Source organism: Bradyrhizobium sp. ISRA430 (assembly GCF_029909975.1).
GTDB lineage: Bacteria > Pseudomonadota > Alphaproteobacteria > Rhizobiales > Xanthobacteraceae > Bradyrhizobium.
Genome location: NZ_CP094516.1, coordinates 5,489,777 through 5,513,557, shown reverse-complemented (window position 1 = coordinate 5,513,557; position 23,781 = coordinate 5,489,777). Strand labels below are relative to the sequence as shown.

Annotated in this window: 23 protein-coding genes; 17 read left to right on the top strand and 6 right to left on the bottom strand. The window is 64.1% G+C overall.

The features are described from left to right. Positions 1-23: 23 nt before the first annotated feature. Positions 24-1,244: a ubiquinone biosynthesis hydroxylase gene (locus MTX21_RS26160; protein WP_280967544.1), complete on the bottom strand. Its 1,221-nt coding sequence runs from the start codon at positions 1,242-1,244 to the stop codon at positions 24-26. Positions 1,245-1,453: 209 nt separating this feature from the next. On the opposite strand from MTX21_RS26160, the gene tesB reads away from it, so the two are divergent. Beyond that, the gene (gene tesB / locus MTX21_RS26155) at positions 1,454-2,314 is read left to right on the top strand and encodes an acyl-CoA thioesterase II (protein ID WP_280967543.1); all 861 of its coding nucleotides are present in this window, start codon (positions 1,454-1,456) and stop codon (positions 2,312-2,314) included. 1 nt (position 2,315) lies between these two features. Here the strand turns inward: tesB and MTX21_RS26150 are convergent, their stop codons facing one another. Beyond that, complete coding sequence (locus MTX21_RS26150; RefSeq protein WP_280967542.1) at positions 2,316-3,194, bottom strand: DUF4339 domain-containing protein; 879 nt, start codon at positions 3,192-3,194, stop codon at positions 2,316-2,318. Positions 3,195-3,439: 245 nt separating this feature from the next. On the opposite strand from MTX21_RS26150, the gene MTX21_RS26145 reads away from it, so the two are divergent. From MTX21_RS26145 to MTX21_RS26085, 13 genes are all read left to right on the top strand, one after another. Continuing rightward, the gene (locus MTX21_RS26145) at positions 3,440-3,778 is read left to right on the top strand and encodes a P-II family nitrogen regulator (RefSeq protein WP_027554019.1); all 339 of its coding nucleotides are present in this window, start codon (positions 3,440-3,442) and stop codon (positions 3,776-3,778) included. A 174-nt stretch (positions 3,779-3,952) separates the two neighbouring features. Beyond that, positions 3,953-5,254, top strand: a complete 1,302-nt coding sequence (locus MTX21_RS26140; protein WP_280967541.1) for an ammonium transporter — start codon at positions 3,953-3,955, stop codon at positions 5,252-5,254. 92 nt (positions 5,255-5,346) lie between these two features. Continuing rightward, complete coding sequence (locus tag MTX21_RS26135; RefSeq protein ID WP_280967540.1) at positions 5,347-5,661, top strand: metalloregulator ArsR/SmtB family transcription factor; 315 nt, start codon at positions 5,347-5,349, stop codon at positions 5,659-5,661. Next, positions 5,658-6,011 carry a hypothetical protein gene (locus MTX21_RS26130; RefSeq protein ID WP_280967539.1) on the top strand — a complete coding sequence of 118 codons (354 nt, stop codon included), beginning with the start codon at positions 5,658-5,660 and terminating at the stop codon, positions 6,009-6,011. Before MTX21_RS26135 ends, MTX21_RS26130 begins: the two co-directional genes overlap by 4 nt. Before the next feature lie 52 nt (positions 6,012-6,063). Continuing rightward, a complete protein-coding gene (locus MTX21_RS26125) occupies positions 6,064-6,666 on the top strand; it encodes an ATP-dependent Clp protease proteolytic subunit (protein ID WP_280967538.1) in 603 nt (200 codons plus the stop codon). 471 nt (positions 6,667-7,137) lie between these two features. Beyond that, entirely contained in the window at positions 7,138-7,476 is a 339-nt protein-coding gene (locus MTX21_RS26120; protein ID WP_280967537.1) for a P-II family nitrogen regulator, read from the top strand. 37 nt (positions 7,477-7,513) lie between these two features. After that, positions 7,514-8,962, top strand: coding sequence for an ammonium transporter (locus MTX21_RS26115; RefSeq protein WP_280967536.1), 1,449 nt, complete (start codon positions 7,514-7,516; stop codon positions 8,960-8,962). 215 nt (positions 8,963-9,177) lie between these two features. Then, on the top strand, positions 9,178-10,779 hold the full coding sequence (locus MTX21_RS26110; RefSeq protein WP_280967535.1) for a caspase family protein: 1,602 nt from the start codon (positions 9,178-9,180) through the stop codon (positions 10,777-10,779). Between the two features lie 122 nt (positions 10,780-10,901). Continuing rightward, entirely contained in the window at positions 10,902-11,306 is a 405-nt protein-coding gene (locus tag MTX21_RS26105; protein ID WP_280967534.1) for a GFA family protein, read from the top strand. Between the two features lie 328 nt (positions 11,307-11,634). Next, complete coding sequence (locus MTX21_RS26100; protein WP_280967533.1) at positions 11,635-12,849, top strand: aminotransferase class I/II-fold pyridoxal phosphate-dependent enzyme; 1,215 nt, start codon at positions 11,635-11,637, stop codon at positions 12,847-12,849. Between the two features lie 9 nt (positions 12,850-12,858). Then, positions 12,859-15,342, top strand: a complete 2,484-nt coding sequence (locus tag MTX21_RS26095; RefSeq protein ID WP_280967532.1) for a DNA translocase FtsK — start codon at positions 12,859-12,861, stop codon at positions 15,340-15,342. A 183-nt stretch (positions 15,343-15,525) separates the two neighbouring features. Next, positions 15,526-16,260 (top strand): outer membrane lipoprotein carrier protein LolA, encoded by a 735-nt coding sequence (locus MTX21_RS26090; protein ID WP_280971162.1) that lies wholly within the window; start codon positions 15,526-15,528, stop codon positions 16,258-16,260. Positions 16,261-16,409: 149 nt separating this feature from the next. Continuing rightward, complete coding sequence (locus MTX21_RS26085; RefSeq protein WP_280967531.1) at positions 16,410-17,225, top strand: exodeoxyribonuclease III; 816 nt, start codon at positions 16,410-16,412, stop codon at positions 17,223-17,225. 119 nt (positions 17,226-17,344) lie between these two features. On the opposite strand, the gene MTX21_RS26080 is transcribed toward MTX21_RS26085, so the two are convergent. Continuing rightward, positions 17,345-17,788, bottom strand: coding sequence for a cyclic nucleotide-binding domain-containing protein (locus MTX21_RS26080; protein WP_280967530.1), 444 nt, complete (start codon positions 17,786-17,788; stop codon positions 17,345-17,347). 58 nt (positions 17,789-17,846) lie between these two features. Further along, positions 17,847-18,533, bottom strand: a complete 687-nt coding sequence (locus MTX21_RS26075; protein ID WP_027554029.1) for a response regulator transcription factor — start codon at positions 18,531-18,533, stop codon at positions 17,847-17,849. Positions 18,534-18,737: 204 nt separating this feature from the next. Here MTX21_RS26075 and MTX21_RS26070 point away from each other — a divergent pair, with 204 nt between their 5' ends. Beyond that, the gene (locus MTX21_RS26070) at positions 18,738-19,307 is read left to right on the top strand and encodes a L,D-transpeptidase family protein (RefSeq protein WP_280967529.1); all 570 of its coding nucleotides are present in this window, start codon (positions 18,738-18,740) and stop codon (positions 19,305-19,307) included. A 6-nt stretch (positions 19,308-19,313) separates the two neighbouring features. Continuing rightward, entirely contained in the window at positions 19,314-20,099 is a 786-nt protein-coding gene (locus MTX21_RS26065; RefSeq protein ID WP_280967528.1) for a fumarylacetoacetate hydrolase family protein, read from the top strand. Between the two features lie 83 nt (positions 20,100-20,182). Here the strand turns inward: MTX21_RS26065 and MTX21_RS26060 are convergent, their stop codons facing one another. Continuing rightward, complete coding sequence (locus tag MTX21_RS26060; protein WP_280967527.1) at positions 20,183-20,872, bottom strand: YggS family pyridoxal phosphate-dependent enzyme; 690 nt, start codon at positions 20,870-20,872, stop codon at positions 20,183-20,185. A 108-nt stretch (positions 20,873-20,980) separates the two neighbouring features. Here MTX21_RS26060 and MTX21_RS26055 point away from each other — a divergent pair, with 108 nt between their 5' ends. After that, positions 20,981-22,672: a diguanylate cyclase gene (locus tag MTX21_RS26055; RefSeq protein WP_280967526.1), complete on the top strand. Its 1,692-nt coding sequence runs from the start codon at positions 20,981-20,983 to the stop codon at positions 22,670-22,672. 9 nt (positions 22,673-22,681) lie between these two features. On the opposite strand, the gene MTX21_RS26050 is transcribed toward MTX21_RS26055, so the two are convergent. Next, complete coding sequence (locus tag MTX21_RS26050) at positions 22,682-23,731, bottom strand: GGDEF domain-containing protein (RefSeq protein WP_280967525.1); 1,050 nt, start codon at positions 23,729-23,731, stop codon at positions 22,682-22,684. Positions 23,732-23,781: the final 50 nt, after the last annotated feature.

The following is a 23,781-nucleotide window of genomic DNA, read 5'->3' as shown; positions in this document are numbered from 1 at the left end:
TTCGCCACGCACAATTCGCCTCCTTACAACGCCTCGCCCTTCAACAGCCGCGGCACTTCGCCCGTCAGACCGGCGGCCTCGCGGATGAAGAGATTCTTCAGTGGCGGCGCGCGGTCGACGATGCCGAGGCCGATATCGCGCACGGTGCGCAGCAGCGTCGACTTGTTTGAGAACAGGAAGTTCAGCGAATTGGTCGCGACCCCCATCGCCATGGTGTCGAAACGCCGCCAGCGCTGGTAGCGTTCGAGCACGTCGGCCGCGCCGATATCCATGCCGAGCCGCGCGGCGTCGACGATCACCTCGGCCAGCGCCGCGACATCCTTCAGCCCCATGTTGAGGCCCTGGCCGGCGATGGGATGGATGACATGGGCGGCATCGCCGACCAGCGCCAGGCGCTCGGCGACGAAGGAACGCGCCACGAAATAGGACAGCGGGAACGCGCGCGGCTTGTCGAGCGCCTTCACCTCGCCGAGATGCAGGCCAAAACGCTGCTCGAGCTCGCCGTGGAATTCCTCTTCGCTCAAGGCAACAATGCGCGCGGCTTCCGCGCGGCGCTCGGTCCAGACAAGCGAGGACCGTTTTCCCGTAAGCGGCAGGATCGCGAAGGGACCTGCGGGTAAGAAGTGCTCTTCGGCGCGCCCCTCGTGATCGCGCTCATGGCCGACGGTGACGACGATGCCGGATTGATCGTACTCCCAGCCGTGGGTGGCGATGCCGGCGCGCTCGCGCAGCCTCGATCGTGCGCCATCGGCGGCGATCAAAAGGCCCGCGGCGATCACGCTGCCATCGCCCAGCGTCACGTCGATGCCGTCGGGACGCGCGTCGTAGGACGTTACCGCGGTGGCGCGGAGATCGACGCCCTCGGCTGCCGTGCGCGCCACCAGCACATCGATCAGGCGGCGGTTCTCGATCATATGCGCGAAGGGCTCGCCCGGCTCAACGTCGCCGGCGAAGGTCAGGAACACCGGGCGCGTGGCGTCCTCCAGCTTCGAATCCGTGACGACCATGTCGAGGATCGGCTGCGCCTCGCCTCTGACGTCATCCCAGGCGCCGATCGCCTCGAACAGGCGGCGGCAGGCCGCAACGATCGCGGTGGCGCGCGCATCGCGGCTCGGGCGCGTCGCCAGCGCGGGGTCGGCGACGATAACGGGCACGTCAGGCCCGAGGCCCTGACGCAGCGCCAGCGCCAGCGCCAGGCCGGCAAACGCGCCGCCGCAAATGACAATGCTACCCTGTACCGACATACCCAAATTTCCCGGCCAACTCGTGGGTCTTGCTAGCAGACTTGAGGTGGGCGAAACAGTGCTGTGAAACAAGGGCGGGCCTGTTCCGCAATGTATCGTTCCGCGGCACATCGCAGAGGCGAAGTCCGGAATCTCGCGCAATAAACTTCCGCATTCCGGGTTCGCGCTAACTCGCGTCCCGGAATGACGACAATGCGAAAGCTCGACCAATGTCCAAAAGCCTGATCGACCTCATTTCGATCCTCGACCTCGAGCAGCTCGAGGTCAATTTGTTCCGCGGCAACAGCCCGAAGACAAGCTGGCAGCGGGTGTTCGGCGGGCAGGTAATCGGGCAGGCGATGGTTGCGGCTTGCCGCACGGTCGAGGGCCGGCTGCCGCACTCGCTGCATTGCTATTTCATCCTGCCGGGCGATCCGCAGATTCCGATCATCTATCAGGTCGAGCGGTTGCGCGACGGCAGGAGCTATTCGACGCGCCGCGTCACCGCGATCCAGCACGGCAACGCGATCTTCTCGATCATGGTCTCGTTCCATGCCGAGGAGGAGGGCGCCTTCGACCACCAGGACAAAATGCCCGACGTGCCGCCGCCGGAAAAACTCACGGCGGAGGAGGTCGCCAAGCAGCCGATGTTCCGGGAGATGCCGGAATTCATCCGCCGCTACTATGAATCCGATCGTCCGATCGAGCTGCGTCCGGTCGAGCTCGGCCGCTATTTCGGCCAGAAGATCGACGACGGGCGCATCAATGTCTGGATCAGGACCGCAGCCAAACTGCCTGACGATCCGGCGCTGCACATGTGCGCGCTCGCGTATGCGTCGGACTTCTCACTGCTGGACGCGGTGATGGCGCGCTATGGCCGCACGCTGTTCGACAAGCGGATGATGCCGGCGAGCCTTGATCACGCGATGTGGTTTCACCGCCCCTTCCGTGCCGATGAATGGCTGCTCTACGCGCAGGATTCGCCGAGCGCGCAGGGCGGCCGCGGATTGACCCGCGGCCTGATCTTCAAGCCCGACGGCACGCTGGTGGCCTCCGTCGCGCAGGAAGGCTCCGTGCGCGAGCGGAAGTAGTTCAGAACCCGTGGTTGACTACGGCGCCGCGATCGACAAGCGCGAATTGCGACACGTACCAGCGCGCGTACCAGCGCAGCATCCACGGAATCGGAATGATGAAGCTCGAGGCGAGGGAGAACACCACCGTTCGCCACAGGATCTGCCAGCCGCTTCCGTTGAACACGACCTCGCGCCGCGTGCCCTCGATGTTGCTGCAGATCCATCGCATCCAGAACGCGATCACCCAGGCCCAGCCGATGATGGTGATAGTGGAGATGAACATCAGCAGATACCAGCCGATGTAACCGATCGCGCTGCCCTGGAACGACATCGGCAGCCGCTCGCCGTTCGAGGTGAGATTGACGGCGATCCAGCGGATGATCATCCAGGCCAGCAACGACTGGATGACGAGGCCAATCAGCGGCGCGATCGAAATGCCGGTCACACCGGCATAGGTCAGAAGCGCGGACGCCATGAACACCCACCAGATGTCCATCGGCTGGCCGACAAAGCCGAAATTCGGCCGGCCCGGCACCTGGATTTGGGACGCGACCCATTTGTAGAACCAGACGGCAACCCATGGTGCGGGGATCACCAGCAACGTGCCGATTATGAACACGATGCTGCGGCCGAGAAGTCCAAAGACGCTGAAATCGCTCGTCAACGGTCCACCGGCCCCGGCTCGCACGGGGGAACCACCGGCCGCAGGGACCATCGGCGGCGCACCGACGCCGCCGATCAAGCCGGGGATTTCGGCCGCCTTCTGCCAGCCGGCCATGCCTTCGGTCCATACCAGCGTGTCGGGACGGACGATGCCCTGGGCGAGGAGATCGCGGAATTGCGCTTCGGGATAGGGCCCCTGCTGCTTGCCCTCGGATGCGTAGAACCAACTCGCCATGAAGCGCCCCCTTTAGTCCCAAAATACTTATGTACCGTCCGGCACGCGCAGGTTCACCGCCTCCACACCAAAAGTGCATTGTGAAGGGTGGACGGCTGCCCTGTACAGAGGCGACGGCCGCGGGCCGCGCGCGTTTTTCCCCTTCAATCTGCAACTTTTTTGTGCCATTTGCCCGGAAAGATGCCAGATTGACGCAGCGCCGTTCGCATGCAGCGCTGCGAAGCCCGGGAAAATAAGGCCTGACCATGAAACTCGTCGTCGCGATCATCAAACCCTTCAAGCTCGATGAGGTCCGTCAGGCACTGACAGCGATCGGCGTCCACGGCATGACCGTGACCGAAGTGAAGGGTTATGGCCGCCAGAAGGGTCACACCGAGATCTATCGCGGCGCCGAATATGTCGTGAACTTCCTGCCGAAGCTGCGGATCGAGATCGCAGTCCCCTCCGACATCGCCGACAAGGCGGTCAGCGTGATCACCGCGACCGCGCGGACCGGGCAGATCGGCGACGGCAAGATCTTCGTCACGCCGATCGACCACGCGCTGCGCATCCGCACCGGCGAGACCGACAGCGACGCGCTCTGATCGACCGCGTCGCCCGGATCTTGCCCGCGGCCATCCTTCGAGACGCGCATAGGCGCGCTCCCCAGGATGAGGGGGTGAAATGCTTGTGACACAGTTGCGACTGACTCTTTCTTCGAAACGCACCGGCAACGACGCCACAGCGTTCGACCTGACCTATGAGCTGGGGAAAACGACATGGCGGTAAATTTGCGCCGCGCAGCGGGCATTGCTGCGCCGATTGGACTTCTGTCCGTCATTGCCTCGCCGGCGCGCGCGGCGACGAGCGACATCAATACCGCCGACACCGCCTGGATGATCGTCGCCACCGCCCTGGTGCTGATGATGACGATCCCAGGGCTCGCGCTGTTCTATTCCGGCATGGTGCGCAAGAAGAACGTGCTTGCCACCATGGCGCAGAGCCTCGCCGCGGTGACGCTGATCTCGATCCTCTGGGTCGCGTTCGGCTATTCGCTCTGCTTCGTCGGCGACGGCCCGTGGCTCGGTACGCTCGACCGCTGGTTCCTTGCCGGCATGACGCTGGACAGCGTCAATCCGGCCGCGAAGACGATTCCGGAAGCGCTGTTCATGCTCTACCAGATGACCTTCGCCATCATCACTGTGGCGCTGGTGGCGGGCTCGGTCGCCGACCGCATGCGCTTCTCCGCTTATCTGTTGTTCTCCATCGCCTGGTTCATCTTCGTCTACATTCCGCTGGCGCATTGGGTCTGGGGCGGCGGCTTCCTCGCCAGCACGGGCGTGTTGGATTTCGCCGGCGGCCTCGTGGTGCATCTGTCGGCCGGCACGGGCGGCCTCGTCGCGGCGAAGGTGATGGGACGCCGTCATGGCTACGGCACCGACAATCTCTCGCCGTTCGATCTCTCGCTCGCCGTGATGGGCACCGGCCTGCTGTGGGTGGGCTGGTTCGGCTTCAACGGCGGCTCGGCGGGCGCGGCCAACGCGCGCGCGGTGATGGCGATCATCGCGACGCATCTTGCGGCCTGCTCCGGCGCAGTAACCTGGGGCGCGATCGAATGGTCGACGCGGCGCAAGCCCTCGGTGCTTGGCATGATCTCGGGCGCGGTCGCCGGGCTCGGCACAATTACGCCGGCCTCGGGCTTCGTCGCGCCCTGGCACGGCATCGTCATCGGCGTAATTGCCGGAGCGGTCTGCTATTGGGCCTGCACCTGGCTGAAGCACCGCTTCAAATATGACGACTCGCTCGACGTGTTCGGCGTCCACGGCATCGGCGGGCTGACCGGCACCCTGCTTGCCGGCGTGTTCGCGACCAGCGCCATCGGCGGGGCCGCCGGCCTGCTCGAGGGTCACCCGCAGCAGCTTCTGATCCAGCTTTATGGCGTTGCCGTCACCTTCGTGTGGTCGGCGGGCGTGAGCTTCATCCTGCTCAAGCTGGTCGCCCTGTTCGTGCCCTTGCGCGTCTCGCGTGAGCACGAATTGGAAGGTCTCGACATTTCCCAGCACGGTGAGGCATTGCAGTAGTTCGGTGCGCTTCCTGCCGGTCGCTCCAAGCACCGGACAGCCTCAGATTCTCGGGGCTTGCGCAACACATAAGTGTGTGCTTATGTGTTGTCATGATCGAAGCCGACATCTTCAGGGCGCTGGCCGACCCGACGCGCCGAAAGGTCTTTGAAAGGCTCGCTGGCGGAAGCCTGAATGCCAGCGCTTTGCGCGACGGATTGGAGATCAGCCAACCGGCGATGTCGCAGCATCTCGCGGTTCTGCGTGCAGCAGGTCTCGTGCGCGAACAGCGGCAGGGCCGCTTTGTGAACTACGAGGTCGATCCGAACGGCATCGCCACCATCGGGACATGGCTTGCGCGCTACCGAGCCTACTGGCCGAAACGCGTGGAAGCGCTCGCCGATCTCTTGAAGGATATGGATCAATGAGCGACGCAGTGAAGCCGGATCAGCCCGACGCAGCCCTGGTTCTCGAATATGACCTCGATGCACCGCCAGCAAAGGTCTGGCGTGCCGTCACCATTCCGGCCCTGCGCGAGCGCTGGCTGCCGGATGCCGACCTTGCGGGCGCCGAGCTCGAATCATCGGTCGCGGGCGAAGAGGTGCGTTACCGGCTCCGCGATTCCGAGCCCCCTTTTCGAGAAAGCCACGTCACCTTCAGGATCGAACCGAACGAGTCCGGCGGCACTCGGTTTCGCATCATCCAACAAGCCTGCGACGTCAACGAAAAGCTGCCGCGGCCGGCTAACACCAATTGCCGCCTGATGCGCGCGGCCTGATCGCGCTTTAGCGATAATACGACTTCATCCCCTGTAGAAACGGAGGTCGCAGATGCGCGACATGCTGCAACTCGTGCCTATGGTCGTCGAACAGTCCAGCCGCGGCGAGCGATCCTTCGACATCTACTCCCGACTCTTGCGCGAGCGCATCATCTTCCTCAATGGCGAAGTCAATGATGCAATGTCCGGACTCGTCTGCGCGCAGCTCCTGTTCCTGGAGGCAGAGAACCCGAACAAGCCGATCAATCTCTACATCAACTCCTATGGCGGCGTGATTACCAGCGGACTTGCGATGTACGACACCATGCAGTTCATCAAGGCGCCGGTCCATACGCTATGCATGGGCACCGCGCGCTCCATGGGGTCCTTCCTGCTGATGGCCGGCGAGCCCGGTCACCGCGCCGCCCTGCCCAACGCGAGCCTTCACGTGCACCAGCCACTCGGCGGATTTCAAGGCCAGGCGTCTGACATCATGATCCATGCCACCGAAATGCAGGAAACGAAGCGGCGCATCATCCGGCTCTATGCGCAACATTGCAGGCGCCCCGAGGAGGAGGTGGAACGGACCCTTGACCGCGACCACTTCATGACCGCGCAGCAAGCGGTCGAATGGGGACTGATCGACAGGGTTTTCGCGGAACGCGACGCCGCCTGATGGTCGACCTTCCACCGAATACCATTCGGCTGCCTCACCGCCGGCGTGGGCTTTGTCCTGCTCAAGCTGGTCGCTCTCGAATGCCATTGCGCGTGTCCCGTGAGCACGAGCTCGAAGGGCTCGACATTTCGCAACATGCCAAGGCCCTGCGGTAGCGCCTACCCTTACCCACACTAAAATACCGTGCTGCTGCCCGACACGTGAGCAACATTGTGTCGGCAGCCTGTCATGCCTGCACTTTGAGCAGGCATGATTACGTTTTGAGCGCGACGTAATAGCGCACTGCGGCACACCACCCGCCAAACGCGGAAAGCCCCGCATTCATAGTCGGTTAGGCAAGGCGGACGATCTGGCACGGCATTTGATTCTAAGGGTCCTGGCTGTGCCCGCGTAGTGAAACTTCTCCTCGTGGCGAACCAGTCGAGAAACGCCCGGCCATGTCCGGACCGGGCCCAAGCGGGGATAGGACCCATGAAAATTGTTATGGCGATTATCAAGCCATTCAAGCTGGAAGAAGTCCGTGACGCCCTGACCGCCATCGGCGTTCACGGTCTTACGGTGACGGAAGTCAAGGGATACGGCCGTCAGAAAGGCCATACGGAAATCTATCGCGGCGCCGAATACGCCGTGAGCTTCCTGCCCAAGATCAAGATCGAAGTCGCTGTCGCCTCCGGGCAGGTCGACAAGACCATCGACGCCATCACGTCCGCCGCGAAAACCGGACAGATCGGCGACGGCAAGATCTTCGTCATCAACCTCGACCATGCGGTCCGCATCCGCACCGGCGAGGCCGACGCCGCGGCCCTTTGATTTCGCGCTCAACCTTATCCAATCAGGAGTGAATACAATGACGTTTAAGCGTCCCTATGGCGCGGGATTGGCGGCTCTCGCAGTCGGCATGTTCGCTGCGACCGCAGCCTACGCCGAGCCAACGGTCAACAAGGGAGACAACGCCTGGATGCTGACATCGACAGTGCTCGTGCTGTTGATGACGATCCCGGGCCTCGCGCTGTTTTATGGCGGCCTCGTCCGCTCCAAGAACATGCTCTCGGTCTTGATGCAGGTGTTCTACACCGTCTGCGTCGTCACCGTGATCTGGGCCGTATACGGCTACAGCCTCGCCTTCACCGGCGGTTCCGACTTCATCGGCGGCTTCTCCAAGGCCTTCATGATGGGCGTCACGACCGACTCGAAGGCCGCAACCTTCAGCGTGGACGCCAACATCTCGGAGCTCATCTACATGTGCTTCCAGATGACCTTCGCGGCGATCACGCCCGCCCTCATCGTCGGCGCCTTCGCCGAGCGCATGAAGTTCTCGGCGATCGCCCTGTTCATCCCGCTCTGGGTCACGCTGATCTACTTCCCGATCGCGCACATGGTCTGGTACTGGCCCGGCCCGGACGCGATCCAGGATGCGGCCAAGGCGCTCGCTGCGGCGGGTGATGCGGCGGCGAAGACCGCGGCGCAGGCCAAGCTCGACGAGATCAGCGCCGACGCCGGCTGGATCTTCAAGAAGGGCGCGATCGACTTCGCGGGCGGCACCGTCGTTCACATCAACGCCGGTATCGCCGGCCTGGTCGGCGCTCTCCTGATCGGCAAGCGCATCGGTTACGGCAAGGACCTGATGGCGCCGCACTCGCTGACCATGTCGATGATCGGCGCTTCGCTGCTCTGGGTCGGCTGGTTCGGCTTCAACGCCGGCTCCAACCTCGAAGCCAATGGCGGCGCAGCCCTCGCCATGACCAACTCCTTCGTCGCCACCGCAGCCGCCGCGCTGTCGTGGATGTTCGCGGAGTGGATCGTGAAGGGCCACCCGTCGGTGCTCGGCGTCATCTCCGGCGCGGTCGCGGGCCTCGTCGCGGTCACTCCGGCGGCCGGCTACTCCGGCGTGATGGGCGCGATCGTCCTCGGCCTCGTGGTCGGCGTGGTCTGCCTGTTCTTCTGCACCGTCGTGAAGAACGCGCTCGGCTACGATGACTCTCTCGACGTGTTCGGCGTGCACTGCATCGGCGGCATCGTCGGCGCCCTCGGCACCGGCATCCTGGTCAACCCCGCCCTCGGCGGTGCAGGCATCGTCGATTACACGGCGATCCCGCCGAAGGTTGCCGATTACGACTTCGCGGCGCAGATGATCGCGCAGGCTACCGGCGTCTGCACCACGCTGGTGTGGTCGGGCATCGGTTCGGCGATCCTCTACAAGGTCGTCGATGTGATCGTTGGTCTGCGTACCAACGTCGAGAGCGAGCGCGAAGGCCTCGACATCACCGAGCACACCGAGCGCGCCTACAACATGTAACTCTCCTCCCGGGCGCGATCTCCTCGGAAATCGCGCCCAGAACTACGGTTTGGGCACATACCCGGCAATGCCCCGACCGTTGAGGGGCTCCAGCGCAAGTTGGAGCCCCTTTCTTTTTGACGCGCCGCACAGTCCCGGCAGATGAACTGCCGTAAGCCAAATTGCATAATGCCAAGATTGGCGAATATCATGCTCCCGATTTGGAGCGGAATTTCATGCGTTTGTTGCAATTCCTGGCTTTTTGCTTCCTGTTGCTTGCTCTGTCGGCCCTTGATGCCCACGCGGACAAGCGCGTCGCGCTGGTGATCGGCAACGGCGCCTACAGGAACGTTCCCGCCCTGACCAATCCGACCAATGATGCGGCTGACGTCGGAGCGGCACTGAAGCGAGCGGGATTCGAGCCCCTGGTCGCGACCGATCTCGATCAGGCCGCAATGCAGGACACCGTGCTTCGCTTTGCGCGTGAGGCCCGCGGTGCCGACGTGGCCCTGTTCTATTACAGCGGGCACGCGCTCCAGTTCGCCGGCGTCAATTATCTTGTACCTGTCGATGCCGTCGTCCGTGACGAGGTCGATCTGCGGCGTCTGGTGCGTGCTGACGAAATCCTTGCGGATCTGCAGCAGGCGAAGAACCTGCGGATCCTTGTGCTCGACGCCTGCCGCGACAACCCCTTTGCCGACGAGCTGCGGCGGAACGTGGGGCAGGGCCGCGGCGTGACGGTGGCACGCGGGCTGGCCAAGATGGAGAGCCCGGACGGCACGATCATCTCCTATGCAACCCAGGCCGGGCGGACCGCCGATGACGGCGACGGCCGTAACAGTCCCTATACCAGCGCGTTCCTCGAGCATATCCGCGACAGGGACAACATCAATACGGTGTTTCAGACCATCAGCGCCGGCGTCTACCAGCGCACCAAAGGCTCGCAGGTGCCCGAGCTTTCGCTGTCGTTCTTTGGCGAGTACTACCTGAACGGCAAGCCCGAGACCGCGGCGCTAGCCCCATCGGCGCCGCCCCAGTCCGATCCCTGTGCGGATGCCGGAGATCATTGGCGCAGCGCGGAAGCCCTCGGCACGCTTGCGGCATTCAAGGACCACCTCGTACGCTTCCCGGCTTGCGCATTCGCCGACCTCGCGAAATCCCGTATCGCAGCGCTGACAAAATCCGCAGATGACGTAAAGCGCAGCGCCGCCTTCGACGGAACCTGGATCGGCAAGGAGACCTGCGAGAGCAAGCCACCATTCCCGGAGGGCTATTACCAGTACGCCCTGCGTATCAAGGATGGGGTGCTTCACGCCGTCTTTGGCGACGAAGGCAAGCCCGGCTCGTCCGTCTATGATGGAAGGATCGAGGCCGATGGCAGCGCGAGCATCACTGTCAATGGTCTCTTTGGCGAGAACGATCCGCTGCGCCGTCCCGCCGGCAGTCCCTACCAGTACAAGATCGTCCTCGCGCTGAAGGAGGCGAGCGGAGCCGGCGTTCGCACCGAGACTGCGCGGCCCTGCCGGATGGAATTGTCGAAACTGGCACCCCAGGGCCCGAATGCAAACCCGGCTCAGACTGATCCGAAACGGGCCACAAAGCGCGACGACAAGACGGCCGTGGTCTCGCCCGAACAGCGGGAAGGTGGAAAGGCCCGGCAGACCGGTGGCGGGCTGAGCTGCTCGGCGATGCGAAGCAGGTGCGCCGTGGCGTGTGTCAGTCTCGGTGGCCGCGCGGATTGTGCTTCAACCGCTTGCCCGCGGCTGGAAGCAGAGTGCATGAGCAGCGGATGCTGGTATGGCCGAGGGTTCAGCGGCTGCGGGCTTGCCAGGAGATAGCTGCCACAGGACCGTTGCGGGGCGATGTCTTTTTTGCCGGCACGCGCGAAAGAAAGGGATTGCCATTCGGAGCAGGCGGCGCAGAAATATCGACCTCAACGAACAACTAAAGGGAGGTCGCCATGCGACTGGAAGGTGGATGCTATTGCGGCGAGGTGCGCTATGTCGCCGAGGGCGACCCCATGATGCAGGCGCAGTGTCATTGTCGCGAGTGCCAGTACATCTCGGGCGGTGCGCCCAACACCTTCATCGCGATGCCAGCGGCCGGATTCAGCTACATCACCGGACAGCCCAAGCAGTTCACCCGCAAGGACATTGAACGCGCCGTCACGCGCGAATTCTGCGCCGAGTGCGGCACCCATCTGGTCACCAAGGTTCCAGGCCTTCCCGCCGCGATCCTGAAAGTCGGCACGCTGGATGAGCCCGCGCAATTCAAGCCGCAGATGGCGATCTACACCTGCGACAAGCAGGAATTCCATCAGATCCCGACAGGCATCCCGACATTCGAGAAGCTGCCCGGCCATTAGCCGTTCGCGTCTCTCGTCGTGCCCGGCTCGTCCCGGGCATCTTGGGGCAACGGGAAGGGTTGTGGATGGCCGGGACAAGCCCGGTCAGACGGCGCGGATATACTCGGCGACGGCCCTGCGTGCCACGCGACAGCATCCCGCCATCGGGAACCGGCGGTCCTCGCCAAGGGCGCATCCTCTTGTTCCGGTCTAATTATTCCGGTCTGGACGGACCCACCCGCCGATGGTTAATCGCGTCTTAACCTCGCCCTATCTATGGTGAACTGAACCGCTTCCCGCCGGCGCCTTTTCCGTGACCGGCAGTTCCAAGAGTGCTGGCGCCCAACGAATGGCTATGACCGCTTCATCCCGTGCGCCGCTGGGCGGTGGAAGCTCCGATACCGAACGCTCGCCGTTCATCCGGCTGAACGAACTATTGGCGCCGTACCAGCCGGGTAAGCCACTGATTACGCTGGCAGTTGGGGAGCCCCAGCACCCGGTGCCGGACTTCGTCGGCCCAGTCCTGGCAAAGCATACCGCCGATTTCGGCCGTTATCCCCTTGCCAAGGGCATCGAGCCGTTCCGCAAAGCCGCCAGCGCCTGGCTGTCGGCGCGCTTCAATCTGCCGCGCCCGATCGACCCCGAGAGCGAGATCCTCGTTCTCAATGGCAGCCGCGAAGGGCTGTTCTTCGCCGCGATCACGGCCGCGCGCTATGTCGGGCCGCGTCCCGGCAAACCCGCGATCCTGATGCCGAACCCGTTCTACCCGGTCTATGGCGCCGGCGCCCGCGCGGCCGCTTGCGAGCAGATTTATCTGCCGACCACGGTCGAGAACGGCTTCCTGCCGGATCTCGATGCGATCGACGAGGCGACGCTGGCGCGCACGGTGGCGTTCTACCTGGCCTCGCCCGCCAACCCGCAGGGCTCGGTCGCCTCGCGCGACTATTTCATTCGCTTGAAGCAGCTCGCCGATCGCCATGGTTTCGTGATCCTGAGCGACGAGTGCTATTCGGAGATCTACACCCGCGACGCGCCGGGCAGCGCCCTCGAATGCGCCGGCCCCGACTTCACCCGCGTGGTCGCGTTCCAGTCGCTGTCGAAGCGTTCGAACCTGCCGGGCATGCGCGTCGGCTTCGCCGCCGGCGACAGGAAATTCATCAGCATGTTCCTCGAGCTCCGCAACGTCGCGGCGCCGCAGGTGCCGGTGCCGCTGCAGCATGTCGGCGCGGTCGCCTATGGCGACGAGGCGCATGTCGAGGAGAACCGCAGGCTCTACCGGATCAAGTTCGATCTCGCCGACCAGATCATCGGCAATCGTTACGGCTATCGCCGGCCCGACGCCGGCTTTTGCGTCTGGCTCAACACGTCCGAGCTCGGCGACGACGTGGCCGTGACCGTCAAGCTCTTCAAAGAAGCCGGCGTGCGCGTGGTGCCGGGCAGCTATCTGGCGCGGCTGCAGCCCGACGGCTTCAATCCGGGTGCAGGCTTCATTCGCCTCGCGCTGGTACAGGATGGTGAGACCACGGCGGCGGCACTGCACCGCCTGGTCGAGACTCTGGGTTAGGCGGGGCCCATGAGCATGTCGGCAATCGAACGTGTCATTCCACTGGTGGGCCATCTGCCGCCCTCGATCCGCGAGGCGCTGACGCGGCGCCTGCGCGAGCTCACCGGCCTCGGCCTGATCGCCCTGTCGGGCGTCGCCGCGACCGCGCTGATGACGTGGTCGGTGCAGGACCCCAGCCTCAGTCACGCGACCTCGCGACCGATCCGCAACATTCTCGGCTATGCCGGCGCGATCGGCGCCGACCTTGCGATGCAGATCCTCGGGCTCGGCGCGATCATGCTGGTCCTCACCGTCGCGGTTTGGGGCTGGCGCATGCTGACCCATCGTCCGTTCGACCGCGAGGCGCTGCGGCTCGGCTGCTGGATTCTCTGCACGGCGATTGGGGCAGGCTTCGCGAGCTGCTGGCCGCATGGCGGCGCGTGGCCACTGCCGACCGGGCTCGGCGGCGTCGTCGGCGATGCGCTGGTGCGTGCGCCCGCCGTGATCTTCGGACCGCCCGGCGTGATCTACCGCATGGTGCTCGGTGTCATCCTGTTCGTCGCGATGACCGCGACCTTCCTGATCGCTTGCGGCCTCGGCGCGCGCGAGCATGACGAAGAGCTCGGGCCGATCGAGAACGACGATACGCCGCTCGATGACGAAGAGGAGTCCGATCGCGGCTCGGTCTCGCTGGGCTGGCTGTTCCATGCGCTGATGAGCACGAAGGCGCGGCTGATCTGGTTGCTCGGCACCGCCTATCGCGCGCTGGTCTCGAGTGGGCCCAAGGCCCGCGCCGCCTCGTTCGAGCGTCAGGAGCCCAATCTCGGCGGCGGCCGCGCCGCCCCCTCGATCTCGCCGCAGTCCGAAGACGACGAGGAGGACTACGAGGACGAGCACGAAGAGGAAGAAGACGAGGAAGAGGAAGAGGAGGCGCCGGCCGCGCGTGGCCCGCGCAAGAAGGCCGCGCCGAAGACGCCAGCGAAGAAATCTTCCGACAAGTTCGACCTTCCGTCCGTCTCCATGCTGGCGGCGCCGAAGGCTGCCGATCGCCAGCCGCTCAGCAAAGCCGAGCTCGAGGCCAATTCGCGCGCGCTCGAAGGCGTGCTCCAGGACTTCGGCGTGCGCGGCGAGATAGTGAAGGCCAATCCGGGTCCGGTGGTCACGCTGTACGAGCTGGAGCCTGCGCCCGGTATCAAATCCTCACGCGTGATCGGCCTGTCCGATGATATCGCCCGCTCGATGAGCGCGCTGTCGGCGCGCGTCGCCGTCGTTCCCGGCCGCAACGCCATCGGCATCGAACTGCCGAACGCGCATCGCGAAAAGGTCTACCTGCGCGAATTGCTCGTCGCGAAGGAGGCGACCGAGACGGTGGCAAAGCTTCCGCTCTGCCTCGGCAAGACCATCGGCGGCGATCCCGTCATCATCGATCTGGCGCGCACGCCGCACATGCTGATCGCCGGTACCACCGGCTCCGGTAAGTCTGTCGCCATCAACACCATGATCCTCAGCCTGGTCTACCGGCTGCGTCCCGACCAGTGCCGGCTGATCATGGTCGACCCGAAGATGCTCGAACTCTCCGTCTATGACGGCATCCCCCATCTGCTTACGCCCGTCGTGACCGATCCGAAGAAGGCCGTGGTCGCGCTGAAATGGGCCGTGCGCGAGATGGAAGAGCGCTACAAGAACATGGCCAAGCTCGGCGTGCGCAACATCGACGGATACAATGCACGCCTGCTCGAAGTGAAAGCCAAAGGCGAGGAGCCGACGCGCACGGTCCACACCGGTTTCGACAAGGAGACCGGCAAGGCGATCTACGAGGAAGAGAAGCTCTCGCTCGAGCCGCTGCCCTATATCGTCATCATCGTCGACGAAATGGCCGACCTGATGATGGTCGCGGGCAAGGACATCGAAGGCGCTGTCCAGCGTCTCGCGCAGATGGCGCGTGCCGCCGGCCTGCACGTGATCCTCGCCACGCAGCGTCCATCGGTCGACGTCATCACCGGTACCATCAAGGCGAACTTCCCGACCCGCATCGCCTTCCAGGTCACCTCGAAGATCGACAGCCGCACCATTCTCGGCGAGATGGGCGCCGAGCAACTGCTCGGCCAGGGCGACATGCTCTACATGGCCGGCGGCGGCCGCATCAGCCGCGTGCACGGCCCGTTCGCGTCCGACGAGGAGGTCGAGAAGGTGGTGCGTCACCTCAAGACCCAGGGACAGCCGGAATATCTCGAGGCGGTCACCGCCGAAGAGCCCACAGAGGACGAGGATGGCGCGGTGTTCGATGCCACCGGCATGGGCGCGGATGGCGGCGGCGACCTGTTCGCGCAGGCAGTTGCGATCGTCAAACGCGACCGCAAGGCCTCGACCAGCTACATCCAGCGCCGCCTGCAAATTGGCTATAACCGCGCTGCATCGCTGATGGAGCGCATGGAACTGGAAGGCATTGTCGGACCCGCCAACCACGCGGGAAAGCGCGAGATTCTGGTCGAGGAAGAAGACAGCCATATGTGAGGCAAGCCGCCTCGGAATGCTATTTTCACGCAAAAACGATCTCCGCTTTTGCCCAAAATCACGGTAAAAGGGCGCCCAGCCAAACAGGACGACGTGTTGACCAGACATCCGGACATTCGATTCGCTGCCTCCGTCGCTGCGCGAAGCGTGCGCGTCGTGGGCGTGCTTCTCGTCACCGCCGCGATGGCGACCGCGACGTCGTTTGCGCAGAATGTGCCTGTTCCAAAGCCTGCGCCGAAGGGCCGCGATGGCGGATCTGGCTCCGATGCCCAGCGTGGGCCGACGACGACGGGCGCGACGCACACGCCGCCGAATCCGGTAATCCCGGATCCGCGCCGCAACGTGCCGAGCAGCATCTTCCAGACTTTCGATGCGAACCAGAAAGCCCAAGCCGCCAAGGTGAGCGCCTATCTGTCGTCGTTGCAGACGCTGGTCGGGAATTTCGTCCAGGTCGGTCCCGACGGCAGCAAGACGCAGGGCGACTTCTACATCCAGAAGCCGGGCAAGGTGCGCTTCGAATACGATCCGCCGAGCCCGATCGACATCATCGCCGACGGCTCGTCGCTGGTCGTGCGCGACCGCAAGCTCGCGACGCAGGATGTCTATCCGCTGTCGCAGACGCCGCTACGCTTCCTGCTGTCGGACCGGATCGACCTGATGAAGGATACCAACGTCGTCAATGTCACCGCCGACGACGTCTTCGTCAGCGTCACCATCGAGGAGAAACAGGCGCTGGTCGGGACCAGCCGCCTGCTACTGATGTTCGGTGCCAAGGACGGCCAGCTCAAGCAGTGGACCGTCACCGACCCGCAGGGCTACGACACCACGATCGCGGTCTACAATCTCGATTCGACCAAGAAGCTCGATCCCGGCATGTTCAAGATCGACTTCACCAATTACGGCCCGGCGCCGGGTTGAGAATCGTAGGGTGGGTCAGCGAAAGCGTAACCCACCAAGCCTCAGCAGGCGGATTGAGATGATCGGTTACGCTGCGCCAACCCACCTACGCTTCTGACCCTGTGGACAAGCGGTTTCCCCAGGCCAATCCGTGCTAAGACGCAGTTCCCATGCGTCTCTCCCTGACAACCTGGAACATCAACTCGGTGCGGCTGCGCATCGATCTCGTCGCGAAATTTCTCAAGAGCGCGCGGCCGGACGTGCTGTGCCTGCAGGAGACCAAGTGCATCGACGACGCCTTTCCGCTGAAGCGCTTCAAGCGGCTCGGCTATGAGCACGTCGCGCTGAACGGGCAGAAGGGCTATCACGGCGTCGCCATCGTCTCGAAGCTGCCGTTCGAATCCAAGGACATCCGCACTTTCTGCGACAAGCTGGATTCGCGCCATATCTCTGTGTCGTTCGGCGAAAAGGCCAACATCGCAAAACCACTGGTGCTGCATAATTTCTACGTTCCTGCCGGCGGCGACATTCCCGATCCCGCGCTGAACGAGAAGTTCGACCACAAGCTCCGCTTCCTCGACGAGATGAAGGCCTGCGAGCCGCTGCACCCGCGGGGTGAGGATCGCCACATCCTGGTCGGCGATCTCAACGTCGCCCCGCACGAGAACGACGTGTGGTCGCACAAGCAGCTCCTGAAAGTCGTCTCGCACACGCCGATCGAATGCGAAAAGTTGCTGGCGGCGCTCAACGCCGGCGAATGGATCGACGTCGCGCGCGAGCGCATCCCAATGTCGGAGAAGGTCTATACGTGGTGGAGCTACCGCGCCGCCGACTGGACCGTCGGTGACCGCGGTCGCAGGCTCGACCACATTTGGGTCTCGCGCGCGCTGAAGGATACGGTCAGCGATTTCAGGATTTTGCGCGACGCGCGGAGCTGGGAGCGGCCGTCCGACCACGTCCCGGTGTCGGTGACGCTGGAGGTGTAGCTCACGCCGCGTGTGCGGGTGAGGGGGAGTCTCCGTGTACTCACTGCTCGCCGTTTGCGTGGATAGAGCCCCTCACCCAACCCTCTCCCCGCAAGAACGGGGAGAGCGGGAGGAAACGATCAGGACGTCAACTTCGCACCCGCCATCAAGATATCACTGGCGATCTGGCTGGAGCGAATGGCGAATTCGTCGCGCAGGCGGCGGGCGGCGGCGGGGTCGCTTTCCAGCACGCGCTGGAACAGGCTGCGGGCGACACGGATGACGGTGGAGTGCTCCAGCGCGATCGCGCTCGACGGCCGCTTCATCGGCACCACCAGCGCGAGCTCGCCGATCAGAGCGCCGGGACCCGCGATCATCTCGGCGCCGGCGCCGTCATCGACGCGAAAGGCGCCGCGCTGGACCACGAAGCCGGCGTCGGCGTCGTCGCCAAGATTGAACAGGACATCGCCACGGACGAAGTCGCGCTGCTCGGACCCGATCGCCAGCATGCGCAACGAAGCGTCTCCCAACAGGCGCAGTGTCGGGACACGCTCGAGCAGCGCTACGTCGTCGTCGATTGACATTCAGGTCCGAGACTTAAAGGCGTGCGACTTGAAACGATTCGCACGCCCCCAAAGCGTATCACGGCACCAGCTTGTAGCCACCGGCTTCCGTGACCAGGATTTCCGGGTTGGCGGCGTCCTTCTCGATCTTCTGGCGGAGGCGGTAGATGTGGGTTTCCAGCGTGTGGGTGGTGACGCCGGAGTTGTAGCCCCAGACCTCCTGGAGCAGGGTCTCGCGCGAGACCGGCATCTGGCCGGCCCGGTAGAGGAAGCGCAGGATCGCCGTTTCCTTTTCCGTCAAGCGCACCTTGCGCGCGTTGGCGGCCGTCAGCATCTTCGAGCCGGGGCGGAAGCTGTAGGGGCCGACCGAGAACACTGCGTCCTCGCTGGCCTCATGCTGGCGGAGCTGGGCGCGGATGCGTGCAAGCAGCACGGCGAAGCGGAAGGGCTTTGCGACATAGTCGTTGGCGCCGGATTCCAAGCCCAGGATGGTGTCGGAATCGGTGTCGTGGCCGGTCAGCATGATGATCGGGGCCTTGAATCCACCCTTGCGTAAGGAGCGGACCACTTCGCGGCCGTCGGTGTCGGGCAGGCCGACATCCATGAGGACGAGATCGGGGGAGTTGGCCTTTGCGGCGCTGGCTCCCTTGGCGCCGGTATCCACGGCGGAAGCTTCAAATTCTTCGTGCAGCGATAATTGCTCCACCAACGTATCGCGCAGATCGGAATCGTCATCCACGATCAGGATCTTGCGGGCATTGGGCATTGGGGATCATCCTTTTGGAGTCCGGCTCGACGCGCACGGATGCCGCGCCCAGCCGCGATGGTAAAGTTTAGAGGTCGCCGTTTTTATTGTTGTTCGTGTTGAAGTAGTGGGCTGTTACCGATTCACAAGCCAGAATTACTCTAGCTCAGAATAACAGGGCGTTTTGATGAATGTCCTGTAATGAACCCGACATTGCACGTTCACATGAAAAACAGCGCGATTTCAGATAGTTACCTCAAAAATCGGCGCGCGGGCCCGCTTTCGGCGATCCGCATCAGGCCGGCCGCCGGTAACCCGCGCCGGGGCTGGCTGACGGCGGGACCGCTGACGATTCCGGTAGCACTAGGCCGCGGCGGCATCCTGGCCAACAAGCGCGAGGGCGATGGCGGCACCCCAAGGGGGAGCTTCCGGCCGCGGCAATTGTGGTGGCGAGGCGATCGCCACAGCCGTCCGCAGACATTCCTGTCGGCCCGGAGCATCGGCGATGAGGATGCCTGGTGCGAAGACCCGAAGGACCGCCATTACAATCAGCCGGTCCGGCTCCGGCGGGAGCAGGGCGGCGACCGGCTCAAGCGAGCCGACCACCTCTACGATTTCATCGTCGAGATCGACCACAACACCAAGCCGCGCATCGCCGGTCGCGGCAGCGCGGTGTTCCTGCATCTGGCCCGCGACAATTTCGGTCCGACTGCGGGCTGCGTCTCCATGACCAAACCGGCGATGCTTCAGTTGCTCCGACGATTGGGACCACGAACCAGAATCATCATCGGGTGAGGGACCATGCTCGACAGAGATCAGATCGCCGCCGCATCGCGCGTGCTCGTCAAACATTGGCGCGACGGTACCAAGCTTGATGCGCTGGAGGCACGCTTGCGGCCGCAGAGCCGCACCGAAGGCTACGCCGTGCAGGCCGCGCTCGAAGCACATTCGGCCGGACAATTATTCGGCTGGAAGATCGCCGCAACGAGCGAGGCCGGACAGAAGCACATCAATGTCGCAGGCCCGATGGCCGGCCGCATATTGAACGACACCGTCATTGCCGATGGCGGCACGGCCTCGATGGAGGGCAATGAGATGCGGGTCGGCGAGCCGGAATTTGCCTTCCGCATGGGGCGCGATTTGCCGCCGCGCTCTGCGCCTTTCGGCGTCGATGAGGTGCTTGCCGCGGTCGACAGCTTGCATCCCGCGATCGAAATTCCTGATTCGCGCTTCGCCGATTTCGTCAGCGCCGGCGAAGCCCAGCTCATCGCCGACAATGCCTGCGCGCATCTGTTCGTGCTAGGCGCATCGACCACGGCCAACTGGCGCGCGATGGATCTCGTCGAGGAGCGGCCGCAGATTACGTTGCGGGACAAGCGCTACATCGGCCACGGCAAGAACGTGCTCGGCGATCCCCGAATCGCGCTCGCCTGGCTCGCGAACGAGCTGCGCGAACTCGGCATCACCTTGAGGGCAGGGGAGGTGGTGACGACAGGCACGTGCCATCCGCCATTGCCGATCCAGGCCGGCGATCATTTTGCCGCGGATTTTGGTACGCTGGGAAAAGTGTCGGTCAGGTTCGCCTAGCGCGGCTCACACTTCGCCGTCATTGCGAGCTTGTCCAAGCCTCGGCTTTCGCCAGGACGACCAGGAGCAACTTCGCCGGTAACCTAGCGGTGCCCGAAGATCGCACTCCCGACGCGCACATGCGTGGCACCGAGCATGATGGCGGTGGCAAAATCCGCGCTCATGCCCATCGACAGATTCTTCAATCCGTTGCGCGCGGCGATCTTGGCGGTCAGCGCGAAATGCGCCGCCGGCGGCTCGTCCACCGGCGGAATGCACATCAGCCCGGAAATCGTCAGCCCGTAGGTGTCGCGGCAACTCGCGATGAAGGCATCGGCCTCGCCAGGCGCAACGCCGGCCTTCTGCGGCTCCTCGCCGGTATTGATCTGGACGAAGAGCTGCGGGTGCTTGTTCTGGGATTCGATTTCTTTGGCTAACGCCTGGCAAATGCTCGGGCGATCGACCGAATGGATGGCATCGAACAGCGCGACCGCCTCCTTCGCCTTGTTGGACTGCAGCGGCCCGATCAGATGCAGCGCGATATCCGGGTAAGCGGACGTTAACGCTGGCCACTTGCCCTTCGCCTCCTGCACGCGATTCTCGCCGAATACGCGCTGTCCGGCGGCGATAATCGGCGTAATTGCGTCCGCAGCGAAGGTCTTGGACACCGCAATCAGCGTGACCGAGGCGCGATCGCGCCGCGCGTCCTTGCAGGCGCGCGCGATTTCCGCTTCGACTGCAGCGAGCGCATTTGGTGAATGCCCGGTTAGCGGGGCGGCGTTTTCGTCTGTCATGAAATTGACCCGTCGCTGATGCTGACGGAGGTAATTCCAATTTTACCAAGTTCAAGAAAGGGTTTTTGAACCCTTCGCTTTACCTTGCCGCCTGGGGTGGTAGCGAAGATGGCAAACGTCAGTTTCAACCGCAAACGAGCGAAACTCAAGCAGGTTCTCGGAATCCGGGCGCGGCTTGCGTTGCTTGCGGTGATTCTGGTGGCGCCCTTGATGCTCGAGCGCATCCGCTCGCTCGAAGAGACGCGCGCCCGGCAGATCGCGCAGGCCACCGGCGAATTCACCACCATTGCGCGGCACAGTGCCGATGCGCAGCGCGAAGTGATTTCATCGGTCGAGACCATCCTGAAATCGGAGGCCTTCATCCGTGCATCGGTCGGCGGCATCAGCCGAAGCTGCGATGTGCTGCGGGCGAGCCTTCCCTCCAGCCTTCCCTGGATTCGCACGCTTCTGATCGCGGGCGAGGACGGGCGCATCCAGTGCGCCACCAACAACATGTATGTCGGCCTCGATCTCAGCGATCGGCCATATTTCCAGCAGGCGCAGGAGACGGGCCGGTTCGTGCTCTCCGACTTCCTGCTCTCGCGTCCGGTGCAGTCGCCGACCGTGATGGCGGTCTACCCGGTGTCGGCGCTCAGCGGCGTATCCGACGCCGTGGTACTCGCGACCGTCAACCTCGACTGGATGTCGAAGGTGATGAGCAATCTCGGCGGCCGCGCCGGCATCACGGCGGTGCTGGTCGACAGTGCCGGCACTGTGCTGGCGGCGCCCGCGGACCAGCACAGCGCGGTCGGACGTCCGCTCGACAACATGCCGCTGATGTCCGCGATCGCGGATCGGGCCTTGCGTTCGGACCAGGACGAAGGCTCGCTGTCTTTCCTGGCCGCGGACGGCTCGCGCCGCGCGGTCAGCTTCATTCGCATCGCCGGCACCAATGCTCGCCTGATTGCGAGCATCGATGAGGACAAGGTGTCCGCGGCGGTCAGCCGCGACATCCGCACCGCCTATCTCCAGCTCGCTTTCGTCGTCGTGTTCGTCCTGCTCGGCGCGCTGATCGCTGCCGAGAAGCTCGTGATCAAGCCGATCGAGATGCTCGCCGACATGGCCAAGCGGCTCGGCGAGGGCGATCTGTCGGCGCGCGCTGCGCGCAAGAGCCTGCCGTCCGAATTCGTGCCGCTGGCGCGCGCGTTCAATGCGATGGCGGCGCAGCTCAGCCAACGCGAGCGCGAGCTGATCGCGAGCAACGACCGGCTGATGGTGATGGCCTCGATCGACATGCTGTCGGGGCTCGCCAACCGCCGAGGTTTCCAGAGCCGGCTCGATTTCGAATGGATGCGCGCGCAGCAATATGGCAGCGATCTCGCGCTGTTGATGATCGACGTCGACCATTTCAAGCTGTTCAACGACACCTACGGCCATCTCGAGGGCGATTCCTGCCTGACCCGGCTCGGCGAGACGTTGTCCGGTATCGCCGCCGACACGATGGGCTTTGCAGCGCGCTATGGCGGCGAAGAATTCTGCCTGTTGCTGCCGAACACCGACGTGGCGCGCGCCGTCGAGATCGGCGAGCAGGTGCGCGCGGCGGTGCTGAAGCTGTGCCTGCCGCACATCACGTCGAACCACATGATCGTCACCGTATCGATCGGCGTTGCCGCAACGCGGCCGAACGAGAGCTTGCGTCCCGGCGATCTGATCGAGGCGGCCGACGCCGCGCTCTACGCCGCCAAGCATCGCGGCCGCAACACCGTCGCCGAGCATGGCATCGCGCCAATCGAGGACGGCACGATGGCGATGGCGGGCTGATTCGGCGCGCTAACCTGCGGCCCAGACGCGGTCGAGCTCTCTCTCCGTCACGACGCGATTACGGCCGCGGCCCTTGGCGAGATACAGCGCGCGGTCGCCGCGCTCGATGAGGTCGGCGATCGGCTCGCCTGCCCGGTACTGCGCCACGCCAATCGATATGCTGATGTTGGGCAGCACCTCCCCGGTCGAACGGCGCGTGATGGTGCACGCCGCGATCGAACGCCGGATACGCTCGGCGATCGCCGCGCAGGCTGCAAGATCCGCATCCGGCATCACCGCGACCAGCTCTTCGCCGCCATAGCGCGCCGGCAGATCGATATCGCGAACCTTTTCGCGCAAGACTTTTGCCATCAGGCGCAGCACCTGGTCGCCAACGCCATGGCCGAAATTGTCGTTGAAGGCCTTGAAGTGGTCGATGTCGAGCATCAGCACGCTGAGCGGCGTGCCCTGCTTCATCGCATTCGCCTGCGCCTTGCGCAGGAATTCGTCGAGCGCACGCCGGTTCGCCAGGCCCGTCAGCGTGTCGGTCCGGGCGCGCTCTTCCGATTTGGAGAGGGAATCGCGGATCACGTCGAGCTCGCGGGTCTTTTCGGCAAAGCCCGCCTCCAACCGCGTCGCCCGGGTGGCGGCGCGTGCCAGCTCGTTCATGAGCTGCGCGACCAGGGTCCTCGGGTCGACGCCGGCCTGGCTCTGATCGGCAACGTCGCTGATCACCTGCATCTGGGAACGGTTGTCGGCGATCACGGTGGCCAGAAATTCTTTCGCCGTTCCCATCAGCGCATGCAGGCGTTCGGACGTCTCGAGGGCGACAACGCCCGCATTGGGCGCGACATAGGTTGTGAACAGGTCCTGATTGGTCCGGGCGTCGAAGGGTCGGTTGTGGTCGATCAGGAGGTCGACGGCGTTACGCAGATCGTCATGATCCCCCGCAAAATAATGGAACCAGACGGCAAAATTGTTCGGCGTCGGCGGAATCCGCTGCTCCACCATGCCCCGCATCGCCCGTTGGGCGATCGACGCGGCATAGTCGAAATCGAGATCATCGAAGCTGGTATCCATCGGGCGTATTGTGGGGTTCTGTCCGGCCGCAACCTCGCACCGACCCCTTA

Bases quoted from the DNA above. Each gene is read 5' to 3' on its own strand.
- MTX21_RS26160 (WP_280967544.1), bottom strand. From the start codon at position 1,244: ATGTCGGTACAGGGTAGCATTGTCATTTGCGGCGGCGCGTTTGCCGGC.
- tesB (WP_280967543.1), top strand. From the start codon at position 1,454: ATGTCCAAAAGCCTGATCGACCTCATTTCGATCCTCGACCTCGAGCAG.
- MTX21_RS26150 (WP_280967542.1), bottom strand. From the start codon at position 3,194: ATGGCGAGTTGGTTCTACGCATCCGAGGGCAAGCAGCAGGGGCCCTAT.
- MTX21_RS26145 (WP_027554019.1), top strand. From the start codon at position 3,440: ATGAAACTCGTCGTCGCGATCATCAAACCCTTCAAGCTCGATGAGGTC.
- MTX21_RS26140 (WP_280967541.1), top strand. From the start codon at position 3,953: ATGGCGGTAAATTTGCGCCGCGCAGCGGGCATTGCTGCGCCGATTGGA.
- MTX21_RS26135 (WP_280967540.1), top strand. From the start codon at position 5,347: ATGATCGAAGCCGACATCTTCAGGGCGCTGGCCGACCCGACGCGCCGA.
- MTX21_RS26130 (WP_280967539.1), top strand. From the start codon at position 5,658: ATGAGCGACGCAGTGAAGCCGGATCAGCCCGACGCAGCCCTGGTTCTC.
- MTX21_RS26125 (WP_280967538.1), top strand. From the start codon at position 6,064: ATGCGCGACATGCTGCAACTCGTGCCTATGGTCGTCGAACAGTCCAGC.
- MTX21_RS26120 (WP_280967537.1), top strand. From the start codon at position 7,138: ATGAAAATTGTTATGGCGATTATCAAGCCATTCAAGCTGGAAGAAGTC.
- MTX21_RS26115 (WP_280967536.1), top strand. From the start codon at position 7,514: ATGACGTTTAAGCGTCCCTATGGCGCGGGATTGGCGGCTCTCGCAGTC.
- MTX21_RS26110 (WP_280967535.1), top strand. From the start codon at position 9,178: ATGCGTTTGTTGCAATTCCTGGCTTTTTGCTTCCTGTTGCTTGCTCTG.
- MTX21_RS26105 (WP_280967534.1), top strand. From the start codon at position 10,902: ATGCGACTGGAAGGTGGATGCTATTGCGGCGAGGTGCGCTATGTCGCC.
- MTX21_RS26100 (WP_280967533.1), top strand. From the start codon at position 11,635: ATGGCTATGACCGCTTCATCCCGTGCGCCGCTGGGCGGTGGAAGCTCC.
- MTX21_RS26095 (WP_280967532.1), top strand. From the start codon at position 12,859: ATGAGCATGTCGGCAATCGAACGTGTCATTCCACTGGTGGGCCATCTG.
- MTX21_RS26090 (WP_280971162.1), top strand. From the start codon at position 15,526: ATGGCGACCGCGACGTCGTTTGCGCAGAATGTGCCTGTTCCAAAGCCT.
- MTX21_RS26085 (WP_280967531.1), top strand. From the start codon at position 16,410: ATGCGTCTCTCCCTGACAACCTGGAACATCAACTCGGTGCGGCTGCGC.
- MTX21_RS26080 (WP_280967530.1), bottom strand. From the start codon at position 17,788: ATGTCAATCGACGACGACGTAGCGCTGCTCGAGCGTGTCCCGACACTG.
- MTX21_RS26075 (WP_027554029.1), bottom strand. From the start codon at position 18,533: ATGCCCAATGCCCGCAAGATCCTGATCGTGGATGACGATTCCGATCTG.
- MTX21_RS26070 (WP_280967529.1), top strand. From the start codon at position 18,738: ATGAAAAACAGCGCGATTTCAGATAGTTACCTCAAAAATCGGCGCGCG.
- MTX21_RS26065 (WP_280967528.1), top strand. From the start codon at position 19,314: ATGCTCGACAGAGATCAGATCGCCGCCGCATCGCGCGTGCTCGTCAAA.
- MTX21_RS26060 (WP_280967527.1), bottom strand. From the start codon at position 20,872: ATGACAGACGAAAACGCCGCCCCGCTAACCGGGCATTCACCAAATGCG.
- MTX21_RS26055 (WP_280967526.1), top strand. From the start codon at position 20,981: ATGGCAAACGTCAGTTTCAACCGCAAACGAGCGAAACTCAAGCAGGTT.
- MTX21_RS26050 (WP_280967525.1), bottom strand. From the start codon at position 23,731: ATGGATACCAGCTTCGATGATCTCGATTTCGACTATGCCGCGTCGATC.